At 53.0% G+C, this 19,458-nt stretch carries 10 protein-coding genes; 2 read left to right on the top strand and 8 right to left on the bottom strand.

The genetic code is table 11. From position 1 onward, the window contains the following. Positions 1-228: 228 nt before the first annotated feature. Genes HG66A1_RS07815 through HG66A1_RS07805 form a run of 3 tightly spaced genes read right to left on the bottom strand, consistent with a single transcriptional unit; the run spans position 229 to position 6,467 of the window. Positions 229-1,557, bottom strand: coding sequence for a DUF1501 domain-containing protein (locus HG66A1_RS07815; RefSeq protein ID WP_145181768.1), 1,329 nt, complete (start codon positions 1,555-1,557; stop codon positions 229-231). A gap of 54 nt (positions 1,558-1,611) precedes the next feature. After that, complete coding sequence (locus HG66A1_RS07810) at positions 1,612-3,891, bottom strand: DUF1549 and DUF1553 domain-containing protein (protein ID WP_145181766.1); 2,280 nt, start codon at positions 3,889-3,891, stop codon at positions 1,612-1,614. 17 nt (positions 3,892-3,908) lie between these two features. Next, entirely contained in the window at positions 3,909-6,467 is a 2,559-nt protein-coding gene (locus HG66A1_RS07805) for a PPC domain-containing protein (protein WP_145181763.1), read from the bottom strand. Positions 6,468-6,859: 392 nt separating this feature from the next. On the opposite strand from HG66A1_RS07805, the gene HG66A1_RS07800 reads away from it, so the two are divergent. After that, positions 6,860-8,236, top strand: a complete 1,377-nt coding sequence (locus HG66A1_RS07800) for an alkaline phosphatase family protein (protein ID WP_145181760.1) — start codon at positions 6,860-6,862, stop codon at positions 8,234-8,236. 67 nt (positions 8,237-8,303) lie between these two features. After that, positions 8,304-9,077, top strand: coding sequence for an SDR family NAD(P)-dependent oxidoreductase (locus tag HG66A1_RS07795; protein ID WP_145181756.1), 774 nt, complete (start codon positions 8,304-8,306; stop codon positions 9,075-9,077). 35 nt (positions 9,078-9,112) lie between these two features. Here the strand turns inward: HG66A1_RS07795 and HG66A1_RS07790 are convergent, their stop codons facing one another. The 5 genes from HG66A1_RS07790 to HG66A1_RS07770 form a co-directional block, all read right to left on the bottom strand. Beyond that, complete coding sequence (locus tag HG66A1_RS07790; RefSeq protein ID WP_145181753.1) at positions 9,113-10,519, bottom strand: DUF1501 domain-containing protein; 1,407 nt, start codon at positions 10,517-10,519, stop codon at positions 9,113-9,115. 15 nt (positions 10,520-10,534) lie between these two features. Beyond that, a complete protein-coding gene (locus HG66A1_RS07785; protein WP_145181750.1) occupies positions 10,535-13,591 on the bottom strand; it encodes a PSD1 and planctomycete cytochrome C domain-containing protein in 3,057 nt (1,018 codons plus the stop codon). A gap of 294 nt (positions 13,592-13,885) precedes the next feature. Then, on the bottom strand, positions 13,886-15,367 hold the full coding sequence (locus HG66A1_RS07780; RefSeq protein WP_197997032.1) for a DUF1501 domain-containing protein: 1,482 nt from the start codon (positions 15,365-15,367) through the stop codon (positions 13,886-13,888). Positions 15,368-15,403: 36 nt separating this feature from the next. After that, a complete protein-coding gene (locus HG66A1_RS07775) occupies positions 15,404-18,007 on the bottom strand; it encodes a DUF1549 domain-containing protein (RefSeq protein WP_197997031.1) in 2,604 nt (867 codons plus the stop codon). Positions 18,008-18,383: 376 nt separating this feature from the next. Further along, positions 18,384-19,391 (bottom strand): Gfo/Idh/MocA family protein, encoded by a 1,008-nt coding sequence (locus tag HG66A1_RS07770; RefSeq protein WP_145181741.1) that lies wholly within the window; start codon positions 19,389-19,391, stop codon positions 18,384-18,386. Between the last annotated feature and the right edge of the window lie 67 nt (positions 19,392-19,458).

Here is a 19,458-nt window from a genome sequence, read left to right as displayed (position 1 = left end):
CTCTTGGCGCGGAAGCTGTTTCGGCCCAGAACAAACAGCAATGTCCGATTTTTAGAAATGCTTTTAACCTGGAACCAATCCAGGCTCAGAACAATTCGATTTAAACAGGTACCCCTCCCCTGTGTCCAGATGAAATTTGAAAAGCTTTTTTCAAAATGATGGACAGACTGGTGTGCTTATGAAGCTTGTGTGAAGCAGGGACAGACAGACTTTCTGAGTCTCATCTACTTAGAAAAGTTCGTGAACCGGCTTTCCTGTCCCGACAATGCTTGTCGGTCGGCCTGAGGCATCATCGAAGTGAGTTTCCAGAGAGATCCCCATCTTCTGATAAATTGTTGCCAGCAGATCCAGGGGAGTCGTTTTGCGTTCGACCACGGCACCACCAAATTTTTCACTGGCACCCACCACGCGTCCCCCTTTGATGCCGCCGCCAGCGAACATCACGGTGAAACAGTTTGACCAGTGATCCCGCCCTGCGTGGCCATTGATAATAGGCGTCCGGCCAAACTCACCCGCACAGAAAATCATCACATCATCCAGCATGCCCCGGTGTTCCAGATCTTCGATCAGGGTTGCCATTGCCTGGTCCAGGGGCGGAAGATGTGTCTCCAGCCCTTTTTCGATGTCGTTGTGATGATCCCAGTAGCCGGTATTGATGGTCACGCAACTGCTGCCTGCCTCGACAAGCCTTCTTGCCAGTAATGCGCTTTGACCATATTGATGCCGACCATATTGATCTCGCAACCGGTTGTCTTCGCTGCTCAAATCAAAGGCTTTACGAACCCGTTCGCCCGTTACCATTTCCAGAGCCTGCTGTTTAAAGGTATCCAACCCCTCTATGACTCCCGATTGATCAACCTCGCGATTCAGAGTGTCAAACTGCTTCAAGAGTTCCCGCCGTGATTCGACACTTTTTAAAGTCAGACCGTCGGGCAGAGCCAGGTTGGGAATTTTGAAGTTTTTGGAATTTGGATCCGTCCCCACTTCAAACGGGTTATACGATTTCCCCAGGTACACGGCCCCCTGATAGCCAAAGGCTTCCGATTTGGGGATAGTAACATAGGGAGGCATGTGCTCGGAATGAGCACCGATGGTTCGCGCGATCACAGAACCAAAAGACGGTTTCTGAGGCGCATTTCGGGCCAGCGTGGGACCGAAGTAACCGGTCTGCATCCAGTGCGCAGAGGGCGCATGGATTCCGTTTTCATGATGCACCGATCTGACCTGCGAAATGTGATGCATCACCTTCGCCTGCAGGGGAAAACGTTCCGTCACATGAATATCCGGTACGGACGTGGAAACGGGTCGATACATCCCACGATATTCAGCCGGAGCATACGGTTTCATATCGTACGTATCCTGTTGGCTCATGCCCCCATGAGTCCAGAAGACGATCAACGATTTATTGGATTTCGGCCGCACCGTTTCTGCTGCAGTAGCACGGACCTGAAACAGGTCAGCCAGTCCCAGACCTAACAGGGGTGCGCCCAACTGCAGGAAATTACGACGACTCACGCCGTCACAATTGGAATATTGATTTCCTGACAAGGATAACATCAAACGCGTCTCCCAGAACTGTCCAAGTCAGATTCTGCCTGGAACAACTATCTGTCAATGATTCATCATAAACTCATTCGTGGCCAGGAGCGCCCAGACCAGTGAACGATACGCCTCATGTCGGTTCTTTTCGCTATTGAGATATTTCACAGCCGTTTCGACTTCGGATGTTCTCGGGGGCCGCGATAAGGTCCGTACAAAGATCTCACGAACATTATCTGAATGCGTTTTCTGATTGGATGCCAGCAGTTCGATGTAACCATTTTTATCGGTCAGTTTTCGCTGGATCTCCTTCGAATTCACCAGTTCGAGCGCCTGCGACAATGCGGGATCCACGGTCCGCTCACACTCACAGGCCGATGTGCGGGCAGGTCGCCCAAAGACATCCAGGAAATTGAAACGCACATTTTCGTCGGGTAGATTTACCGCCCGCATTCCTTCAGGGAATACCCCTGGCCCCCCGGGAAAAACAGTGGGAACATCTAGAACCTGACTGATCCCATCCAGCAGTACTTCCGCAGAAAGTCGCTTGGGGTAATACCGGGCAAAACACTGACTGTCTTCGGCATTGGTCTTATTCGGATTCGCACTGAGCCGATATGCATAGGAATTCGTAATCTCTCGAATCAGCTGCTTCACATCATACCCATTCGCAGCAAAATCATAGGCCAGTTCATCGAGTAGAACCGAATTCGTTGGCGGATTCGTACTGCGGGCATCATCGATCGGGTGAATAATTCCCCGACCGAAAAAATGTCCCCACATCCGATTCACCATCGTCCTGGCGAAAAAGGGATTCTCCGGACTGGTCATCCATTTTGCCAGTTTCCGGCGGGGATCGTCAAAACGTGACACCTTAAAATCGGGACCTCCCAGCGGACGGGGCTGCATCAGTTTCCCGCTCCGTGGGTTATGCACTTCGCCTTCATCTTTGAGATAAATCACTTCATTGGTCGGCACCTCGGCATCAGCAAAGCCCCCCTTGCGTCCCACGCGACTGAAGATGGCGGCGAAAGAATAGTAATCGTCCTCGCTCCAGCGTTCTGCGGGATGATGATGACACTGGGCACATTGAACCCTGACACCTAAAAACGCCTGTGCCACCGACTCAACGTAATCAGGCGTCGAACGGACCGAACGGTACCAGATCGCAGGCGGATTCTGAGCCTGCCTGCCAGTGGCAGTCAGTAGCTCAGTCACAAAGCGATCATAGGGCTTGTTGGCTGCGATGGAATCACGAATCCAGGCAGAGAACAGCATCGTCCCCGCCCGTTGATTGCGAGTGCCGTAGCCGCTCCCCCGGTTCTGTAAAATATCAGCCCATTTTAAAGCGAAGTAACTGGCATACTCGGGACGCTCCAACAGTCGATCGATCAATCGCTCCCGTTTGTCAGGTCGGGAATCCGCCAGATACAGCCTGACTTCGTCAACCGTAGGCAAGGTACCACAAATATCCAGAGTGACCCGGCGGATGAAGGTCGCATCATCCACTGGTTTCGAGGGCTGAATACCCAGTTTTTTCCATTGGGCTACCAGGCGCTGATCGATCTTCGAGAGTTGCTCTTCCGAAGGATACCCTGTGAGTTTTTGCTGACCTTTAGAATGATACGGAACCACTCCCTGGAAAACAGTAATCTTCTCTCCAAAGCGGGCCATCACGGCAAAGACTCCGCCACGCGATTGCGTGGTAATCAGGCCTTCCTGATCAACCTTACCAATTTCCGGATAGTTTGATTCGTAAATGGACTGATGCGTGACGTCTCGCTGAGTCCCATCTGAAAAGTGAGCTGTCACCTGCAGCTTCAGGCTGGAGCGCTGCTGAAATACACGGTTACCGGGCGACAGTTCAATTTTGTTAATTTCAGGATCATCAGGATGTGGGCCAGCAGTTCCCTGTTCGATCCAGTCATATAACAACGCATAGTCCGCGGAATCTGCTTCCAGTAACCGCCCTCCACCATGGGGCACCAGACCTGTTGCCTTGAGCAGCAGCAGACTTCGATCGGGATCACCGGGAAAGATTCGTCTCCCCCGTGATTCCCTCGCGATCGCAGAATAATCCATGGCAGGATCAAAACCGAGCAGGGAGATTTTAAACCCATTCTGCCCCGTCGATTTTCCGTGACAGCCCCCACTATTGCAGTTCAACCTGGTCAACAGAGGTACCACATCCGTAGTGAAATACACCTTCCGTTTCGCTGAATCCGCAGCCAGAGCTGGCGTCTTATCAGCAGCGTCCAGCATCCCCTGTCCTGAAACCAACAGGCAGACGATCATCCAGATCAGCTGATAATTTCGTGTTATTGAATTCTGCTCATATAGGAGACGGAACATGAAATCTCACTTCGCTCTTACTCAGTTGAATTGGTGATTTCCAGATTCAGGAAACAGCTTCCATGATAGACTGCTTGATCTTCCACAACACCGACCGCAGACAGACGTATGAAAGGCTGTTTTCCTAAAGGGGCATCCTCATTGGCAATGATCTGCAGGGTCCCCTCTTCTGTCTGTCCGACGAACGTCACTCCCCGCACGCGCAGCCCGTCTACCTTGACCGCAGGGGCTTCCACTTCGGTATGAATTTTACTGATGAAACCATTTATCCGCCGGGCCGAATATTTCACCTGAATCGTTTCACCGCGGCGGATCTTCCTGGGAGAGTCTGTATCTACGGCAACCACAAACGCAGCCGGTTTTACCTCGAAACTGACAGGATTGCTGAACAGCGTGACCGACGTCTTCTTTTTGGATTCGGGGTTCGTCACCTCCGTCTCTGCCTGAATCGTCAGCGTGTGATGCCCTTCTGGAAAATAAGGTGGCAGGTAAAAACTGAGATAACCCTTATTCACTCCCGCAGGAATCACGGCACTCTGATTTTGAATCATTTGCGGGAGCCCCACTCCCTGCAGCTTCACCTCCGCCTGATCACTCAGATCCCGCCGATCAACCTGAACCGCCACATCCAGTACCGAGCCGGGTGCATGTCGCAGCTTCAGCTCACCAAACAAATCATGCTTACGGGTCAACTGGGGGGTGGCGGTAATCTTTACCGGCGCTGTGTCGGTAACAGCCAGGGGAATGCCTGTTGTCAGCCGACTAGTGGCGTTCGGTAAATCCGTTCTGACCAGAGTTCCACCGCTGATTCTCCCGCCCGCGCCCTGTGCAGAACTGACTTTCAGCTGCAGATTTTCAACAAAAGCAGGTGCAGACTCGGAAGCACTGACGGTCAGCAGTGCCCGCTCTGTATGGGGGCCCAGCCAGACATCGGGACACTCAATTCCCTGCGGAAGATTCACGGCACTTATACGAATGGAATCATCCATCCCTCGTTTTCTGATGGCATACACATCCAGTAACGCGCGACCTCCACGCTCAATATTGAGAGAAGCCTGCTTTTGATGGTGTGGGACGACCGCCAGATGGAACTCCGGTTCCTGTCGTCTGAGGCTGAACCGGTACACACGACGCGGGTCATCATCCAGACCACCGCGTAGATTGCGGATCATAATCAGATAGCGTCCATCTTCCGGCACCACCCATTTACCAACAGGGTCGAGATGACTCAGAGAAAACTGCCTGCTCCCGCTGTTGCTGATGTGATCCGTAAATCGTGCCAGAACCTTCTGCCCCGCTCCATCCAGCAGGCTAATATCAAGATCCACAGGGGAATTGATCCGTTGTCCCCAGGCCTCGAACCAGAGCACCTCACCCCGCCGGGCCTGAAAGGCATACCAGTCCTGTTCGTCACCAGATATCAGCTGACCGCTGACTTCTGTGGGATAGGCAATCTGTTGAGCCGTTTGCGATGTCTGATGCGATTCCTGCTCCAACACAACGGGTAAATCAGTCAGACTGATTGACAGTGGTGCGTGACCTTCTTCTAACTGAAACGCAAAACTTTCCAGATCGGTCTGCTCGCTCCCTCTGCGCAAAGGAACACGAATGGAATCGCTGTCTGCAGGAGCTTTGATCTTCATATCCAGCCACTCGAAAGCATTTCTCACGGTGGTGCTACTCTGATTTAACAGTGGCTGACGATTGCTGCTGTCCTCTCCCAGCTCAAGCGACCGCCGTGCTGCTTCTGCAGCTGCGTCCTGTGCGAGTTGCTGTTCGGGCCCGTTTTTCAGCCGGTTCAGGTTCCAGCCATAGATTGATACCTGAGTGGTCTCCCCATATTGCACGACTGCGGGTACGGTAAACAGCATGCGGGGCCCGGTATCAATATCCAGTCGATAAAAATGATTCGGACTGCCGGAATAAATCAGATCGAAGACTTTGACTTCATAACTGCCGTCCGCAGGGACTCGAAACGAAATCAGAGGATCATTGTTAAAGAACCCACGATTGACCGCCAGACGCCGCCCCCGGGAATCAAAGACTTCCAGAATGGGACGCAGGCTCGAATCGATGCGTTCCGCCAGACACTCAAGGACGACCCGTTGCCCCTGGCTGGCCTGAAATCGATAAACATCCACATCCCCTTTTTGGCTGATACAGCCATTGATCGACACATCCAGTGAAACAGCCTGTGCTGATTTCAGCTTTTCATTCGGCTCCGTTTCGAGTACTTCAGACCGATTCCCCACAATAAATGACCGGGGGGAACTCAAACCGTTGCGACAGAGAACTCGCAGATCATATGTGCCAACAGGAACACTGGCAGGGATCGAAACTCGAAACTGATCCTTACCGATTTTCTCAGCAGCGATTTCAGAGTGACTGCAAATCAGACGGGTTACCTCATCCAGCCCGGTGCCAGCGACCTTGAGTTCCAGGCTGCTCCCCTGTTGCCCTCCGCAAGGAAAGACGGAATCCAGAATGGGTGGAGTGGCCGCGGTCAATACAGACGATACCAGCACCTGAATCAGGAATATGAGCGCAAACAGACTGACTCGACCCGGTCGTTTCACGGTACGCTCTTCCCTTAGATTTCTGAAGCATCTTCACATATCCGCCGCTGAGATATGAAAGAATTGGTTTCAGCCTAACTGGCGCGAGTATTTCTATCTCTGGAACAAACTTTCCATAAACGTCAGTTTATGCGACAGTACCATGCTTAGTCAAGGTGGTGATCCAGTTCAAGCGGGTCATTATCGAACAATGCCGTTTCAAATGTTCAATCTGAGATGGCAGACTCAACGTGATGTAGAGCCCCATCTAGATCACTACTCCGTTTAACACCAACACGGTTGCATTGCTGTGATGGGGAGAGCACAATAAATAGAAACCTGCCTCCGCCTGACTGTTTTCTTTCCATCCTGAAAAGCCGGGCATTTTCATTATTCGAACTGGAGTCCTCATCATGCGCGTGATGCTTTTCGCTTTCATTCTGACTGGCACGATACTGTCTTATCTGCTACAAACCTGCGCCGCGGCAGAACCACATTCGGATCGCTGCGTGGTCCTGGTGAGTGTGGATGGCCTGGCAAATTTCTATCTGGACGATCCCAAAGCAGACATGCCAACTTTACGCAAGCTCGCCCGAGATGGAGCTCGTGCTCAGGGTATGGTCTGCTCCTTTCCCACTGTCACCTGGCCCAACCATACGACCCTGGTCACTGGAACAACACCGGCGAAACACGGTGTCATCGGCAACAATTACCTCGATCGGAAAAGTGCCACTCCCGTCCCCTTCATTCCAGATCCATTGTTCGACAAAGATCAGATTGTCAAAGTTCCGACCATCTACGACGTAGCCCATCGGGCTGGTCTGGTCACCGCCGGCATCATCTGGCCAGCGTCCCGCAACGCCCGGACACTGGACTGGACCGTACCCGACATGTTTGGCAAAGAAGCCTGGCCTAAGTACGGCACCCAGATCTGGCTGGAAGAACTGCGTCAGGACGGTCTCCCCGTTGACGAACATGGTGCCTGGACTGGTGAAAGCGGCGGAGGTGTCAAACGCGACTGGCTCTATACCCGGATGGCTCGCCATCTGTTCCAGAAACATCCGCCCAACCTGCTGGTCATTCACCTGGTTGAAGTCGACCACGTGGAACACAAGCATGGCCCCCGCAGCACCGAAGCCTACTGGTCCGTGAGCTACGCCGATGATCGCCTGCGTGATATTGTCGAAGCCATCAAACTTTCCCCACACGCAGATAAAACCACACTCGTTGTGGCCAGTGATCACGGATTCTTCCCGATCTCGAAAGACATCCGCCCGAATGTGCTCCTCAAACAGGAAGGCCTGATTACTAAAGATAAAAAGCAGGCTTATTGTCTGTCTCAGGGTGGCGGCTGTATGGTCTATGTTCTGGATGACAATCATCGCGAACAGACAATCGAAAAACTGCGCAAGAAACTGGCTAAGCTGGAAGGGATCCAGGCTGTGCTGGGTAAAGAGGAGTACACAAAACTTGGTCAGCCGACTCCCGCTGAAGACCCGCACGCCCCCGATTTGTGGCTGGCGGCAAAATCCGGTTACTCATTCACAAATAGTGATTCCGGCGATGAAACTGTCGTTCCGCGGAAAACACCCGGCGGAACACACGGGTACCTCCCGGACCAGCCAGACATGCTGGCTACACTGGTGATCTCAGGTTATGGCATTAAACCCGGAATCAACCTGGGCAAAATTCAGAGTCTGGATGTCGCCCCCACAATGGCTCGCCTGTTGGGAGTTGAACTACCTACGGCTCAAGGAAAGCCATTGATGCCGGCCCTGCTGGACGATTGAGTTCCCCGCTCAATCATCCAGGGCTCCTTCTATTCTCAAATAACATTCAATCAGTCCAGAGGTATCCATGTCAGCATCCACCACCCACCCGCAAAGATTTGAGAATCGTATCGCCCTGGTCACAGGCGGCTCCCGGGGAATCGGGCGGGCCTGTTGCCTGCGTCTGGCGGAAGAAGGAGCCCGCGTCGCCATTAACTATCGCCAGGGAAAGGAGGACGCAGAAGAGACGCTGCAGCAGATTCGGACCGTTGGTGGAACCGGCATGCTCGTTCAGGCCGACGTCTCTTCGAGCGAACAGGTCGACAGGATGGTCACCGAGATCGAAGCCGAATGGGGGCAGGTGGAACTGCTGGTCAATAACTCGGGCATCTTCAGTTATGAACCACATACCGAGTTAACCGAAGAGGCATGGCGGCAGATGCTGGAAGTGAACCTGACAGGGACTTTCCTGGTCACCTGGCGTGTCAGGGAGGGCATGCTGCAGCGAAATTTTGGACGGATCGTCAACATGAGTTCCCTCTCCGGACTGATGCCGCGCCCCATGTCGATCGCGTATGCAGTCAGTAAAGCAGGCGTCGTCTCTTTCACCCAGAGCACCGCCGTCGCCTGGGCAGGCGATAACATTCGCGTCAATGCCATCGCCCCAGGACTGATTGACACTGAAATCCTCTCAGGCGTCAATCAGGACGATCTCGACAAAATCATTCAGGCCACGCCTATCCCACGCATGGGTAAGGCCTCGGAGGTCGCCTCCATGGTCTCTTTTCTGCTCTCTGAAGAAAGCAGCTTTACCACCGGCCAGACCGTGGTCATCAGCGGCGGACGCTGCATGCTACCCTGACCCCTTCCTGAGACTGTTGTGGAAAGATTACTGACTCAGGCAATGATGTCTTTGATCACATGCGCCTCTTCCACACCGGTCAGACGGAAATCGAGTCCCTGAAACCGGTAACTGAACCGCCGGTGGTCGATGCCGAACAGGTGGAGTAAGGTCGCATGAAAATCCCGGACATGCACGGGATTTTCAGCCGCCGCGTATCCGAATTCATCCGTCGTGCCATAGCTCTTACCCCCCTGAATGGCTCCCCCGCCCAGTACCAGAGAAAATCCTTTGATGTGGTGATCTCGCCCGGATCCCTGGGCCATCGGGGTTCTGCCGAATTCACCACCCCAGACAATCAGCGTGTCATCATAAAGTCCTCGTTGTTTCAAATCGCGAATCAGAGCCGCGGTCGCCTGGTCGACTTCTTTCGCGGTAATCTCAATCGAACGTTTGATCCCGCCATGGTGATCCCACGCACGGTGATATAACTGCACGAAACGCACACCACGTTCAAGCAGTCGTCGCGCGAGCAGACAGTTGGAAGCATAGGTTCCATCGCCCCCTTCAGTCCCGTAGGCGGTTAAGGTCTCTTTGGTTTCACTCCCCAGATCCATCAACCCCGGCACACTGGTCTGCATCCGAAATGCCATTTCGTATTGCCCGATCCGGGTGGCGATTTCAGAATCATGCACCAGATCATCAAAGCTGTGATTCAACTGGTTGACCGTCTGCACAAGTCGCTTCTGCTGCTGCATCGACACACCATCAGGTCGGTTCAGGTAAAGTACCGGTGCCCCCGTCGACTGAAACTGAACGCCTTGGAAGCGTGAGGGTAGAAACCCGCTGTGCCATTGGCGGGCAGCAATCGGTTGTGCCTGTCCCCCCTTCCCGACGCTGGTCAGCACAACATAACCGGGCAGGTCGTCACATTCCTGTCCCAGGCCATACAGGAGCCACGACCCCATACTGGGGCGTCCTGCTTGCGAGGAACCGGTGTTGAACAGCGTATGGGCGGGATCATGGTTAATCTGGTCTGTATACATCGACCGGATAATACACAGGTCGTCCGCCACTGATCCAATCTGGGGGAACTGACTACAAACCCGCTGGCCACTTTCGCCAAAACTTTTAAATTCGAATTGTGGAGCAAAGCATTTGAGTTCGCGTCCCTGCAACTGTGCAACCTGTTGCCCCTTCGTCAGAGATTCCGGCATCGGTTTGCCGTGCATCTCCCGCAACGTCGGCTTGTCGTCAAATGTTTCGAGATGAGACGGTCCTCCGGCCATACAGAGATGAATAACCCGTTTAATCCGCGGTGGGAAATGCGGTTTCCCGATCACCCCCTCCCCCAGATCACTAGCCTGGGCATCCCGTGATAACAACGACAGTAAAGCCGCCGGCCCGATTCCGAGCGCAGACTGACGCAGAAAACTCCGTCGCGTAACATTCAGATTTGACATGGAGAATTCCTCAGTTTAATAACGTGTGATCATTTCATGCAGGTTCAAAACAGCGCGCGACACACTCGTCCAGGCAGCCAGTTCCGCCTGATCGATTTTCTCAGGAGGCGGATTCAAACCGACAGACAGAATCTCTGCTGCCGCTTTCGGGGACTGACGATATGCCTGCAGATCTTCTTCATAGAGTGTCTTCAGCAGCTTGATTTCGTCCTGCCGTGGTTCCCGCGTCAACGCCTGTTGCATCAGCCACTTCAACTGTGCGTCGAACTGTTTTTCCGGGTGTTCCTGAATCACGCGCGTCGCCAGTACCCGGGCCGCTTCCACAAAAGTCGGGTCATTTAACAAGACCAGTGACTGCAGTGGCGTATTGGATCGGGAACGCTGTGCCGTACATTCTTCACGTGCCGGCGCATCGAAAGCGAGCAGACTGGGATGCAGAAACGTGCGTTGCCAGTGCGTATATAATCCCCGGCGATATTGCTGATCTCCCTTGTCCGCCTGATAGGTCCGCTTGGGAAAATTCAATTGTGCCCAGTAGCCGGCTGGCTGATAAGGTTTGACACTTTCACCTCCGATTTGCTGATTCAGCAGTCCACTGACCTGCAGGGCATTATCGCGAATCATTTCCGCTTCCAGCCGCCAGCGCGACTGACGTGCATACATGCGATTATACGGATCACGCTCTCGTAATGCGGCTGTCCAGGCAGAAGACTGACGATAGGTATGCGAGGTCACCATCAATCGCACCATGTGCTTGACGTCCCAGCCACTGTCAATAAATTCACAGGCAAGCCAGTCGAGCAGTTCAGGATGGGTCGGCATCTCTCCCTGAGAACCCAGATCATCGACCGTACGTGCCAGTCCCTGTCCGAACAGGAGCATCCACAGTCGATTCACAAAGGTGCGCGCTACCAGCGGATTCTCTCGCGATGTCATCCAACGTGCCAGATCCAGGCGGGTCGCCCGCTGATTCTCCGGCAAATCAAGCTGCGCTAAAAAGTGCGGCACACCGGGATCCACAATTTCGCCGGAATCATCCATCCAGTTCCCGCGTGGCAGAACCCGCATAGTACGCGGCGTTGTGGCTGATGTCGCCAGCGTCGTGACGATCTGATTCTTCAACTGCTCCTGCTGCTGTCTTAATCGAGCCAGTTGTTCACGGCTCTCTTTTAACAGCGGCGTTGATTCTCGAAACGCAGTATCCAGTTGTTTTTGCTGTTCGGCGGAACGCGCTTCAGGTTTGACTTTCAGTACTTTCTGGATCTCATCAGACAATGTGAATCCTGATTGAATCACACTCGGATCAGAGGAAATAAACAAGCGAAACCGCCCCAGGTTATGGCCGTTCCCATGCCGCTGAATAATGCGAATCTGACAGGAAGGAGTCCCTTCTCCCGATTGTTTCTTACTGGAATCGGCAACCGTCCCTGACAGCAGCAGGTGATTGCGTTTTCCAATTTGCGGTAGTATGGCCCAGCCTGTACCAGACTCCTCAGCGACATTCTGAGGCGTGTGCCCATTTTGTGAATGAGCAGCGACGGCTTGCTCCCATTTGACTTTCTGCTTGCCTACCATCAACTGCACTGCGTTGACCACCAGGTTCCCATTCCCGGCACGTCCCGGCCCCTTGCGAGGAAGAGAGGGATCAGGCAACAGCTCCAGTTTCAGTGCCACGGGACCTGTGACAGGAATCAGGCTGTCTTTGATTTCCAGCACATATTCATCCTTATCCGGATTCTTGCCACTGGCCAGAATCGAGCCATCTTCGAGCACTTTTAGTTTCGCCCCACCTGTTGAGCTTACTTCCTGAGGCTTGAGCAGTGTCCAGCGATCAAAATCGGCCTGGACCTGTTGTTCCCACTCCTGTCGGGCGGCGGTTAATTCGGGGGTTTCCCGATTATAATTCTGTTCTGTCTGTTTGATTGCAACCTCTAACTCTTTTGAGAGGCGAGCCTGTTCCTCAGTTGGAACCGGCAATTGTTCGATGTGCCGGGCTCCACTCACAATCCCCTGTTCTTTAATGTCCGCAAAAAATGCACCGAAGCGATAAAAGTCTTTGGTCGTAAAAGGGTCAAATTTGTGATCATGGCATTCCGCACACCCGACCGTGGAACCAAGCCAGACGGAGCCCGTGGTACGGACTCGATCAGCAGAATATTTCGCCAGGTATTCCTTGGGTTGCACTCCCCCTTCTCCAGAAGCACGATTCAACCGGTTGTATGTCGAAGCCACCTTCTGCCAGAGATCAGCTTCAGGCAGCAGATCGCCTGCCAGTTGCTCAATCGTAAACTGATCGAAGGGTTTATTGCTGTTAAAAGCGTTGATGACATAATCCCGATACGGGGACACGCTTCTAACCTGATCGCCGTGGTATCCCAGCGTATCTGCATAACGCACCAGATCCAGCCAGTAGAGTGCCAGTCGCTCACCATAATGGGGAGAATCCAGATAGTCATTCACCAGTTTTTCGTAAGCTGCGTCTCCTGGATGCGCAGTATAGGCTGCCACCAATGACGGATCGGGGGGCAGTCCGGTCAGATCAAAAGACAGGCGGCGGACCAGCGTTCTCGGCTCCGCCTCCGGTGAGGGAGCAAATCCATTGTCCTTGAGCTGTTGCTGGATAAAAGCGTCAATCGGATGCAGAGTCTGCTTCTCTTTCTGTTCAGGGACTGCAGGCTTCACAAGGGGTGTCAGAGACCAGTGCCGCTGGTAGGCTGCTCCCTGATTGATCCAGTTCCGCAGCAGTTCGATTTCAGCCTTACTCAGTGGCTTGCCATGCTCAGCCGGGGGCATCAACAGACTTTCATCAGTTGCAGTGATACGGTGGATCAGTTCGCTCTCATCGGCCTTACCGGCGACTATCGCCCGCGTTTCTCCCAGGTCACGCAGTGCAGAATCACGATCATCCAGACGCAGATCGGCTTCCCGTGTTTTCTCATCCGGGCCGTGACAGGCGAAGCATTTGTCCGAAAGTATCGGTCTGATATCCCGATTGAACTGGATCGGGGTCTCCCCCCAGACGGGCCTGATGATCAGGCAGAAACAGAAAACAGACGCGAGCCCGAGTCTCATTGATTACCTCTCCCTCACAGGACAGACACCCTGGGCTGCTCTCTCAGCTGTAACTCGTGTTTGAAGAATCTGAGCTCATTCTTTCCGGCTGAAATCAGTGCGGCGTGAGTCTGCAGAAGTTACAGCTGACTATAGGAATTCAGGCAGGGATGCTGGTCTGGACATTAGTAAAACAAACGAAACAGCATTAAACCTATAGTGTAGGCTGTGCTCAGACCACCTGCAAGCAGATCTCGTCAATCTGCCGACGTATGCTCTCCCGGGAATCAAACGTAACCAGGAATGGGGCTCGATTTAACTGATAATGTCGTGGATCACTTCGCCATAATCCCGTTCCAGACGCTGTCTGCCGGGATAGTTGAGCCGGGTCGTATCCAGGCCCATCTGGTGTAATACCGTGGCATGCAGGTCGGTCACATAGTGCCTGTCTTCGACAGCGTGGAACCCGAGTTCATCGGTCGCACCATGAATATGGCCCCCTTTAATTCCACCACCGGCCATCGCCACGCTGAATCCATGAGGGTGATGATCGCGGCCTGTTCCCTGGACAGTGCTGTTCCCATTACGATGTTCTGCACCAGGGGTTCGTCCGAATTCAGAGCCGATCACAATCATGGTCTCATCCAGCAGGCCACGCTGCTTGAGGTCTTTAATCAGGCCGGCAATTGGCTGATCGACCTGGGCCGAAAGCTGTGAATGCAGGCGTTTAATATCACGATGAGAATCCCAGGCACCAGCATTACCACGGTAGCCATGGAACAGTTGAATAAACCGCACGCCACGTTCAGTCAGACGCCGGGCCGCCAGACATTTCTCACCGAAGCTTTTGGTAGTTGACTCGTTCAGACCATACAGTTCCTGCACATGCTGTGATTCTTCTTCAAAAGCCATGACTTCGGGAACGGCTGACTGCATCTGGAATGCCAGTTCGTATGATTTGATCCGTGCTTTCAGGTTTTTGTCATCCGGGTATTGAATTCCGGCGTGTCGGTTCAGTTTCCCCAACAGGCCGAACATTTCCTGTTGTTCCGAAGGAGTCATTGAATCATCAGCAGAGCGCACAAACGAGAGCGGATCTTTCGGATCCACTTCCATCCGGACACCCGCATGTTCCGGCCCCAAATAAGAAGAACCGTGTGTCCAGGCGGCGCCACAACAGTCAGCGCTCGGGTTCCCCAGCACGACATAGTGCGGCAGATTCTGGTTGGCCGTTCCCAGGCCGTAACTGACCCAGGAGCCCACGGTCGGAAAAGCACCTTCCGTAATTTTGCGGCCGGTATGATAGGTCAGTTGGGCACCATGGTTGTTGTCGATCGTCCACATGGAGCGAACCAGCGTCAGGTCATCCGCACAGGTCCCCAGATTCGGGAACCAGTCGCTGATTTCCAGACCACTTTCGCCATATTTTTTATAGCCTGTCTGCAAAGGCATAATGGCTTTGAAAACTTCACGTTTCTGCTTGGACGGGTCGAGCAGGATCTTGTTGATCTTGTCCTTATTCAACACTGATTCTGCGTAGGGAGTTTCATCAATCGACTTCCCGGCATATTTATTGAGTGCCGGCTTCGGATCGAAACTTTCCAGGTGACTGAGACCACCAATCAGAAAGATCCAGATCACCGACTTGGCGCGCGGCACCATGTGCGGAACCAGTCCCGCTTCCGCAGCCTGCAGTTTGCCTTCCTGAAACAGGAGCGAAGAGAGCGCCATACCCGTCATTCCCATGCCGGTGTCGTTTAAAAACGTGCGACGGTTCATCTGGGGTGAATTAAACATTCTATTACTTTCCAATCCCATTCGGGTCAGGATTCATCAGCGAATCGTGACAAAATCATTATGGTTGAATAATACGGTAATCAGTTTTTCATACTGATCCCTGGTCGGTTGACTGCCCTCTGCCTTGACAGACGCCAGCAGATATTCTCGACAGAGCTGATGCTCAACTTCATCCGGCCGACGCGAGAGAATTCGCAGGTAAGCCTCTTCGATAAATGCATCCATATCCCCGGTGGTCTTTTCTTCAATTTGAGAGGCCAGGGCTTCGCTCGCCAGAAAGGTCAGTTTGCTGTTGGCCAGCGCCAGTGCCTGATGCGGTTGCACACTCGTCTCCCGCATATAACACTCAGAAACACTGGGACCATCAAAGATCTGTACGAACTCAACCAGTTTTTCATGTGCGTGCCGGAGATAGATACTCTTACGACGTGAATCCTGGGCCTGGTGGTTATCAATGTCCGGGCCTCCCATAGCAGCGTCGAGTCGACCGGGAATGTAAAGCAGGTTATCCCGCACGATTTCCCCTTCCATCCGGCGCGCCGATTTTTTCCAGAGGAAAAGATTATCGGGGTCGATTGCATGGTTTTCGGGGGCACCAGTTCCTGCCATCCGATAAGTTGCACTGGTAACGATCAACCGGTGCATCTCCTTCATACTCCAGTCCCGGTCCATGAATTCCGCGGCCAGCCAGTCCAGTAATGCAGGATGAGTCGGTTCACGTCCGTTTCCGCCATACTCATTGACGGTTGGCACAATCGGCTGACCAAAGTGTCGCAACCAGATATGATTCATCGCCACACGGGCCGTCAACGGATTTTGACGGTTGGTTAGCCAGCGAGCAAATGCCAGACGTCGCCCGGTGCTGCTTTCCGGATACTTGGACTGTTTACGTGGAGAATATTTCGTTGTCAGCTTTTCTTTGGCTGCATCCTCTGCTTTTTTGAGTTGAGTTTCTGCTGCCTTGTGAGCCTGCTCCGCTTTTTTCAACTGCTGCTTCGCTTTGCTGATACTCGATTTTTTCTTTCCTTTCTCAGCTTTCTTGAGCGCTGTAGTGGCCTGCTCCTCCTGCTTGATGGCAGAGGTTAATTCCCATTGAGCCGCTTCAATAGCTGCTTCACGCTGTAGCTTCACCAGATTCTGTGCTGCCGTTTTCCAGGCATCTGATTTTTTATCACCAGCCACTTCCATCGCTTCGATGGCAAACTGGGCTTCCAGGACTGCCAGTGCACTTTCCGCAGCAGCCCGCTGTTCCGGTGCTTTGGCCTGCTCCATAGTCTCTTTGGCCTGATCGAGCAGATCTTGCTTGACGAACTCGCGCCGGGCAGGCTGACTGGCCACCAACGGCAGTGAGACCGGCTCGACTTCATATTTCCCTCCCAGGAATTCAGGGACTCCCGGCGGAATACTTTTGTCTTTCACAGGACGTCGCTCGTCGCCGGCTTCCAGAAACCAGGTCTTCGACGTCAAGGAACGATCGTAGGCACGAGGAATCCCATTCTTAGAGACATCCAGTACGCCTTCCACCCGGTCTGTACGAACGTGATACGGTTCGAAAATAGCCCGCATCTGATAGTATTCAGTCTGTTTGATCGGATCATACATGTGATCGTGGCATTTCGCACAACCGACGGTGATTCCCAGGAATGTCTGCGAAGTATGTTTCACGACGTCATCCATCCACTGGTCACGTTCCGCGTGGTAATTGCGTGCCAGGAAACCGGTTGCCCGGAGTGTATCCCAGTCATCCGGCTTCAGTTCGTCTGCTGCCAGCATCTCGGTCAGCATCTGATCGTAAGATTTGTCGGCATTGAGCGATTCAATAATCCAGTCCCGCCAGTGCCAGATATGTCGCTGGCTCACACGCAGGGCATCTTTGTAACCGGCCCAGTCACTGTAACGCCAGACATCCATCCAGTGCCGACCCCAACGCTCGCCGTAAGCGGGATGATTTAACAGGCGATCAACGACCGCTTCATAAGCCTTGTCGTTCGTCTTGGCATCTTCCAGAAATGCGCGGATTTCTTCAGGTGTCGGATTCAGGCCAATCAGGTCGAGATAAACCCGACGCAGCAGAACTTCTGGACTGGCTTCCGCAGCGCGTTTCAAACCTTTCTGCTCGTGGCCGGCAGCAATGAATTGATCGATGGGATTCCGCGGCCAGTTGAGGTCGGCCACCACCGGAACTTCTGGACGATGAACGGGTTTAAAGGGTTTCCAGGCATAGCGATTCTGGAATTCGTTAAACTCGGCCGTCAACTGTTCCAGTTTTTTCTTCGAGTCAGCAGCCGGGAATTTTGTTTTATCACCAGGTGCGGTCCCGCTGAGTACTTCCTGCAGGTTTGTGAAGCCATCACCGTCGGCATCCTGATCGGCGATCAGTTTCAGTCGCAGTGCCAGATCCGCATCCTGCTTTTGCTCCAGCAGTTTGTCTGCGGTTTCACGCAACTGATTCCCGAAGGGATTGTGCGGAAAATCGTCCAGAGATTCAGCACCTTCTGCATGATCGCGCACATGACAGGTACCACAGGAATTCAGCCCCTGTGCCAGGTACTTGCCAAAGTAGCGAACAAATGCCTGCCGATTAGCCGGGTTGGCCTGGGCCGGTGCCGCCAGCGTGACAGCTGATATGAGAACTAGCAAACTGAGAATTCGTCTATTCATATCAATCATACAATTACCATCGGTGTTCTAACTGGAAAGAACCAGAAAAATCACAGTGAAAATGTGTGTGTTAAATTTGAGGTTGCAAGTATTTAAAACTTACACATCAGGAGAGAATTCAGGCGAGAAAACTCGTATCTCACTCAGTGAGATAAAATCAAAGTCAGATCAACGAGCTTTTAATATATAATACTAAGATATTTGTGAAAAATCCAGTAGAATCTTGCCAGAGAGACGACCTGCCCCGCTTTTTGGGGCTCATATCTGGATGTTTGTTTCGATCTGAACCCGATCAGGTTACGTAAAGTGCATAAACGGTATGACCCCAATACCTGTCCGTCAGGATCGTGGCAGATCAAAATGTAATGACCGCCCCTGTCCGTGCCGACTCCGTTGCCGCTTCCATCCAGGCGACAGCGGCAGCAGATTCAGCGGGTGTGATCCGTTGAGGTGGTTCCCCCTTGCGGACGCAGTTGGCAAAATATCGTAACTCTTCCTTTAACACTCCAAAATAATTCCCCAGGGGACGGGGCCAATACATGGTATCAGGCAGTTTCACCCCCTGCGCATCGTGTATCGCCAGGCCTGCTTCACCACAGTTGATGTAGAGCGCTCCCTCCGTACCGATAATTTCCATGCGGGCGTCAATCGTAAACGGAGTGGATTCCGGCAAATGCCAGACCGACTCAACCACAGCGACCGCACCACTGTCCAGCCGGGCAATCGACCAGCCGGCATCCGGAAATTTGTTCTTGCCGGGATGGACTTCCTGAGCATAGACCGTGGAGACGTTTGCCTGACTGAACCAGAGCATCAGATCCGCGTCATGGATTCCGTCTCCCATCAGTGCCGAAATATCATCGAGCACCGTTTCACCAATAGACTTCGACAGATTCCGACGGGCATGCATCGAAATAATATTTCCAATCCGTCCCTCTTCAATTGCCTGCTTCGCGAGGGTCACTCGGGGATCAAACCGGCAGATGTGCCCCACCATGAATAAGCCGTCTGACTGAGCGACTGCTTCCAGAATCTGCTCGCAGTCCGCCAGAGTTGGCGCCATCGGTTTTTCCAGCAAAACATGCTTACCACTCCGTAAGGCATCAATGGCGATTTCACGATGATCATAAATGTGGGTGGTAATACTCACCACATCGATATCAGGGTCGACCAGTAATTCTTGATAGTCCGTGTAGCGCTTCGAAACATTCAGACGGTCAGCTACTTCGTTCAAACGATCCGGCCTGCGAGTGCAGAGTGCAGCCAATTCAATATCCGGCATCTCTGCCAGATTATCGGCATGAACTTCACCAAACCATCCCAGTCCTATTACGCCCCATCGAACCGCCTTTGCCTGACTCACGGGTTACCTCGCTTCCTGGTTACGCTGTTGATATAAAAGTCACACTCACTGGCATTCGGTTGTCCTG

The organism is Gimesia chilikensis, assembly GCF_007744075.1.
Classification (GTDB): Bacteria; Planctomycetota; Planctomycetia; order Planctomycetales; family Planctomycetaceae; genus Gimesia; species Gimesia chilikensis_A.
Note: the sequence above shows the minus strand (reverse complement) of the source record. Positions and strands in the feature narration are given on the sequence as shown.

Excerpts from the sequence above, each read along its gene's own strand:
- HG66A1_RS07815 (WP_145181768.1), bottom strand. The coding sequence starts at position 1,557 with ATGTTATCCTTGTCAGGAAATCAATATTCCAATTGTGACGGCGTGAGT.
- HG66A1_RS07810 (WP_145181766.1), bottom strand. The coding sequence starts at position 3,891 with ATGTTCCGTCTCCTATATGAGCAGAATTCAATAACACGAAATTATCAG.
- HG66A1_RS07800 (WP_145181760.1), top strand. The coding sequence starts at position 6,860 with ATGCGCGTGATGCTTTTCGCTTTCATTCTGACTGGCACGATACTGTCT.
- HG66A1_RS07795 (WP_145181756.1), top strand. The coding sequence starts at position 8,304 with ATGTCAGCATCCACCACCCACCCGCAAAGATTTGAGAATCGTATCGCC.
- HG66A1_RS07790 (WP_145181753.1), bottom strand. The coding sequence starts at position 10,519 with ATGTCAAATCTGAATGTTACGCGACGGAGTTTTCTGCGTCAGTCTGCG.
- HG66A1_RS07785 (WP_145181750.1), bottom strand. The coding sequence starts at position 13,591 with ATGAGACTCGGGCTCGCGTCTGTTTTCTGTTTCTGCCTGATCATCAGG.
- HG66A1_RS07780 (WP_197997032.1), bottom strand. The coding sequence starts at position 15,367 with ATGTTTAATTCACCCCAGATGAACCGTCGCACGTTTTTAAACGACACC.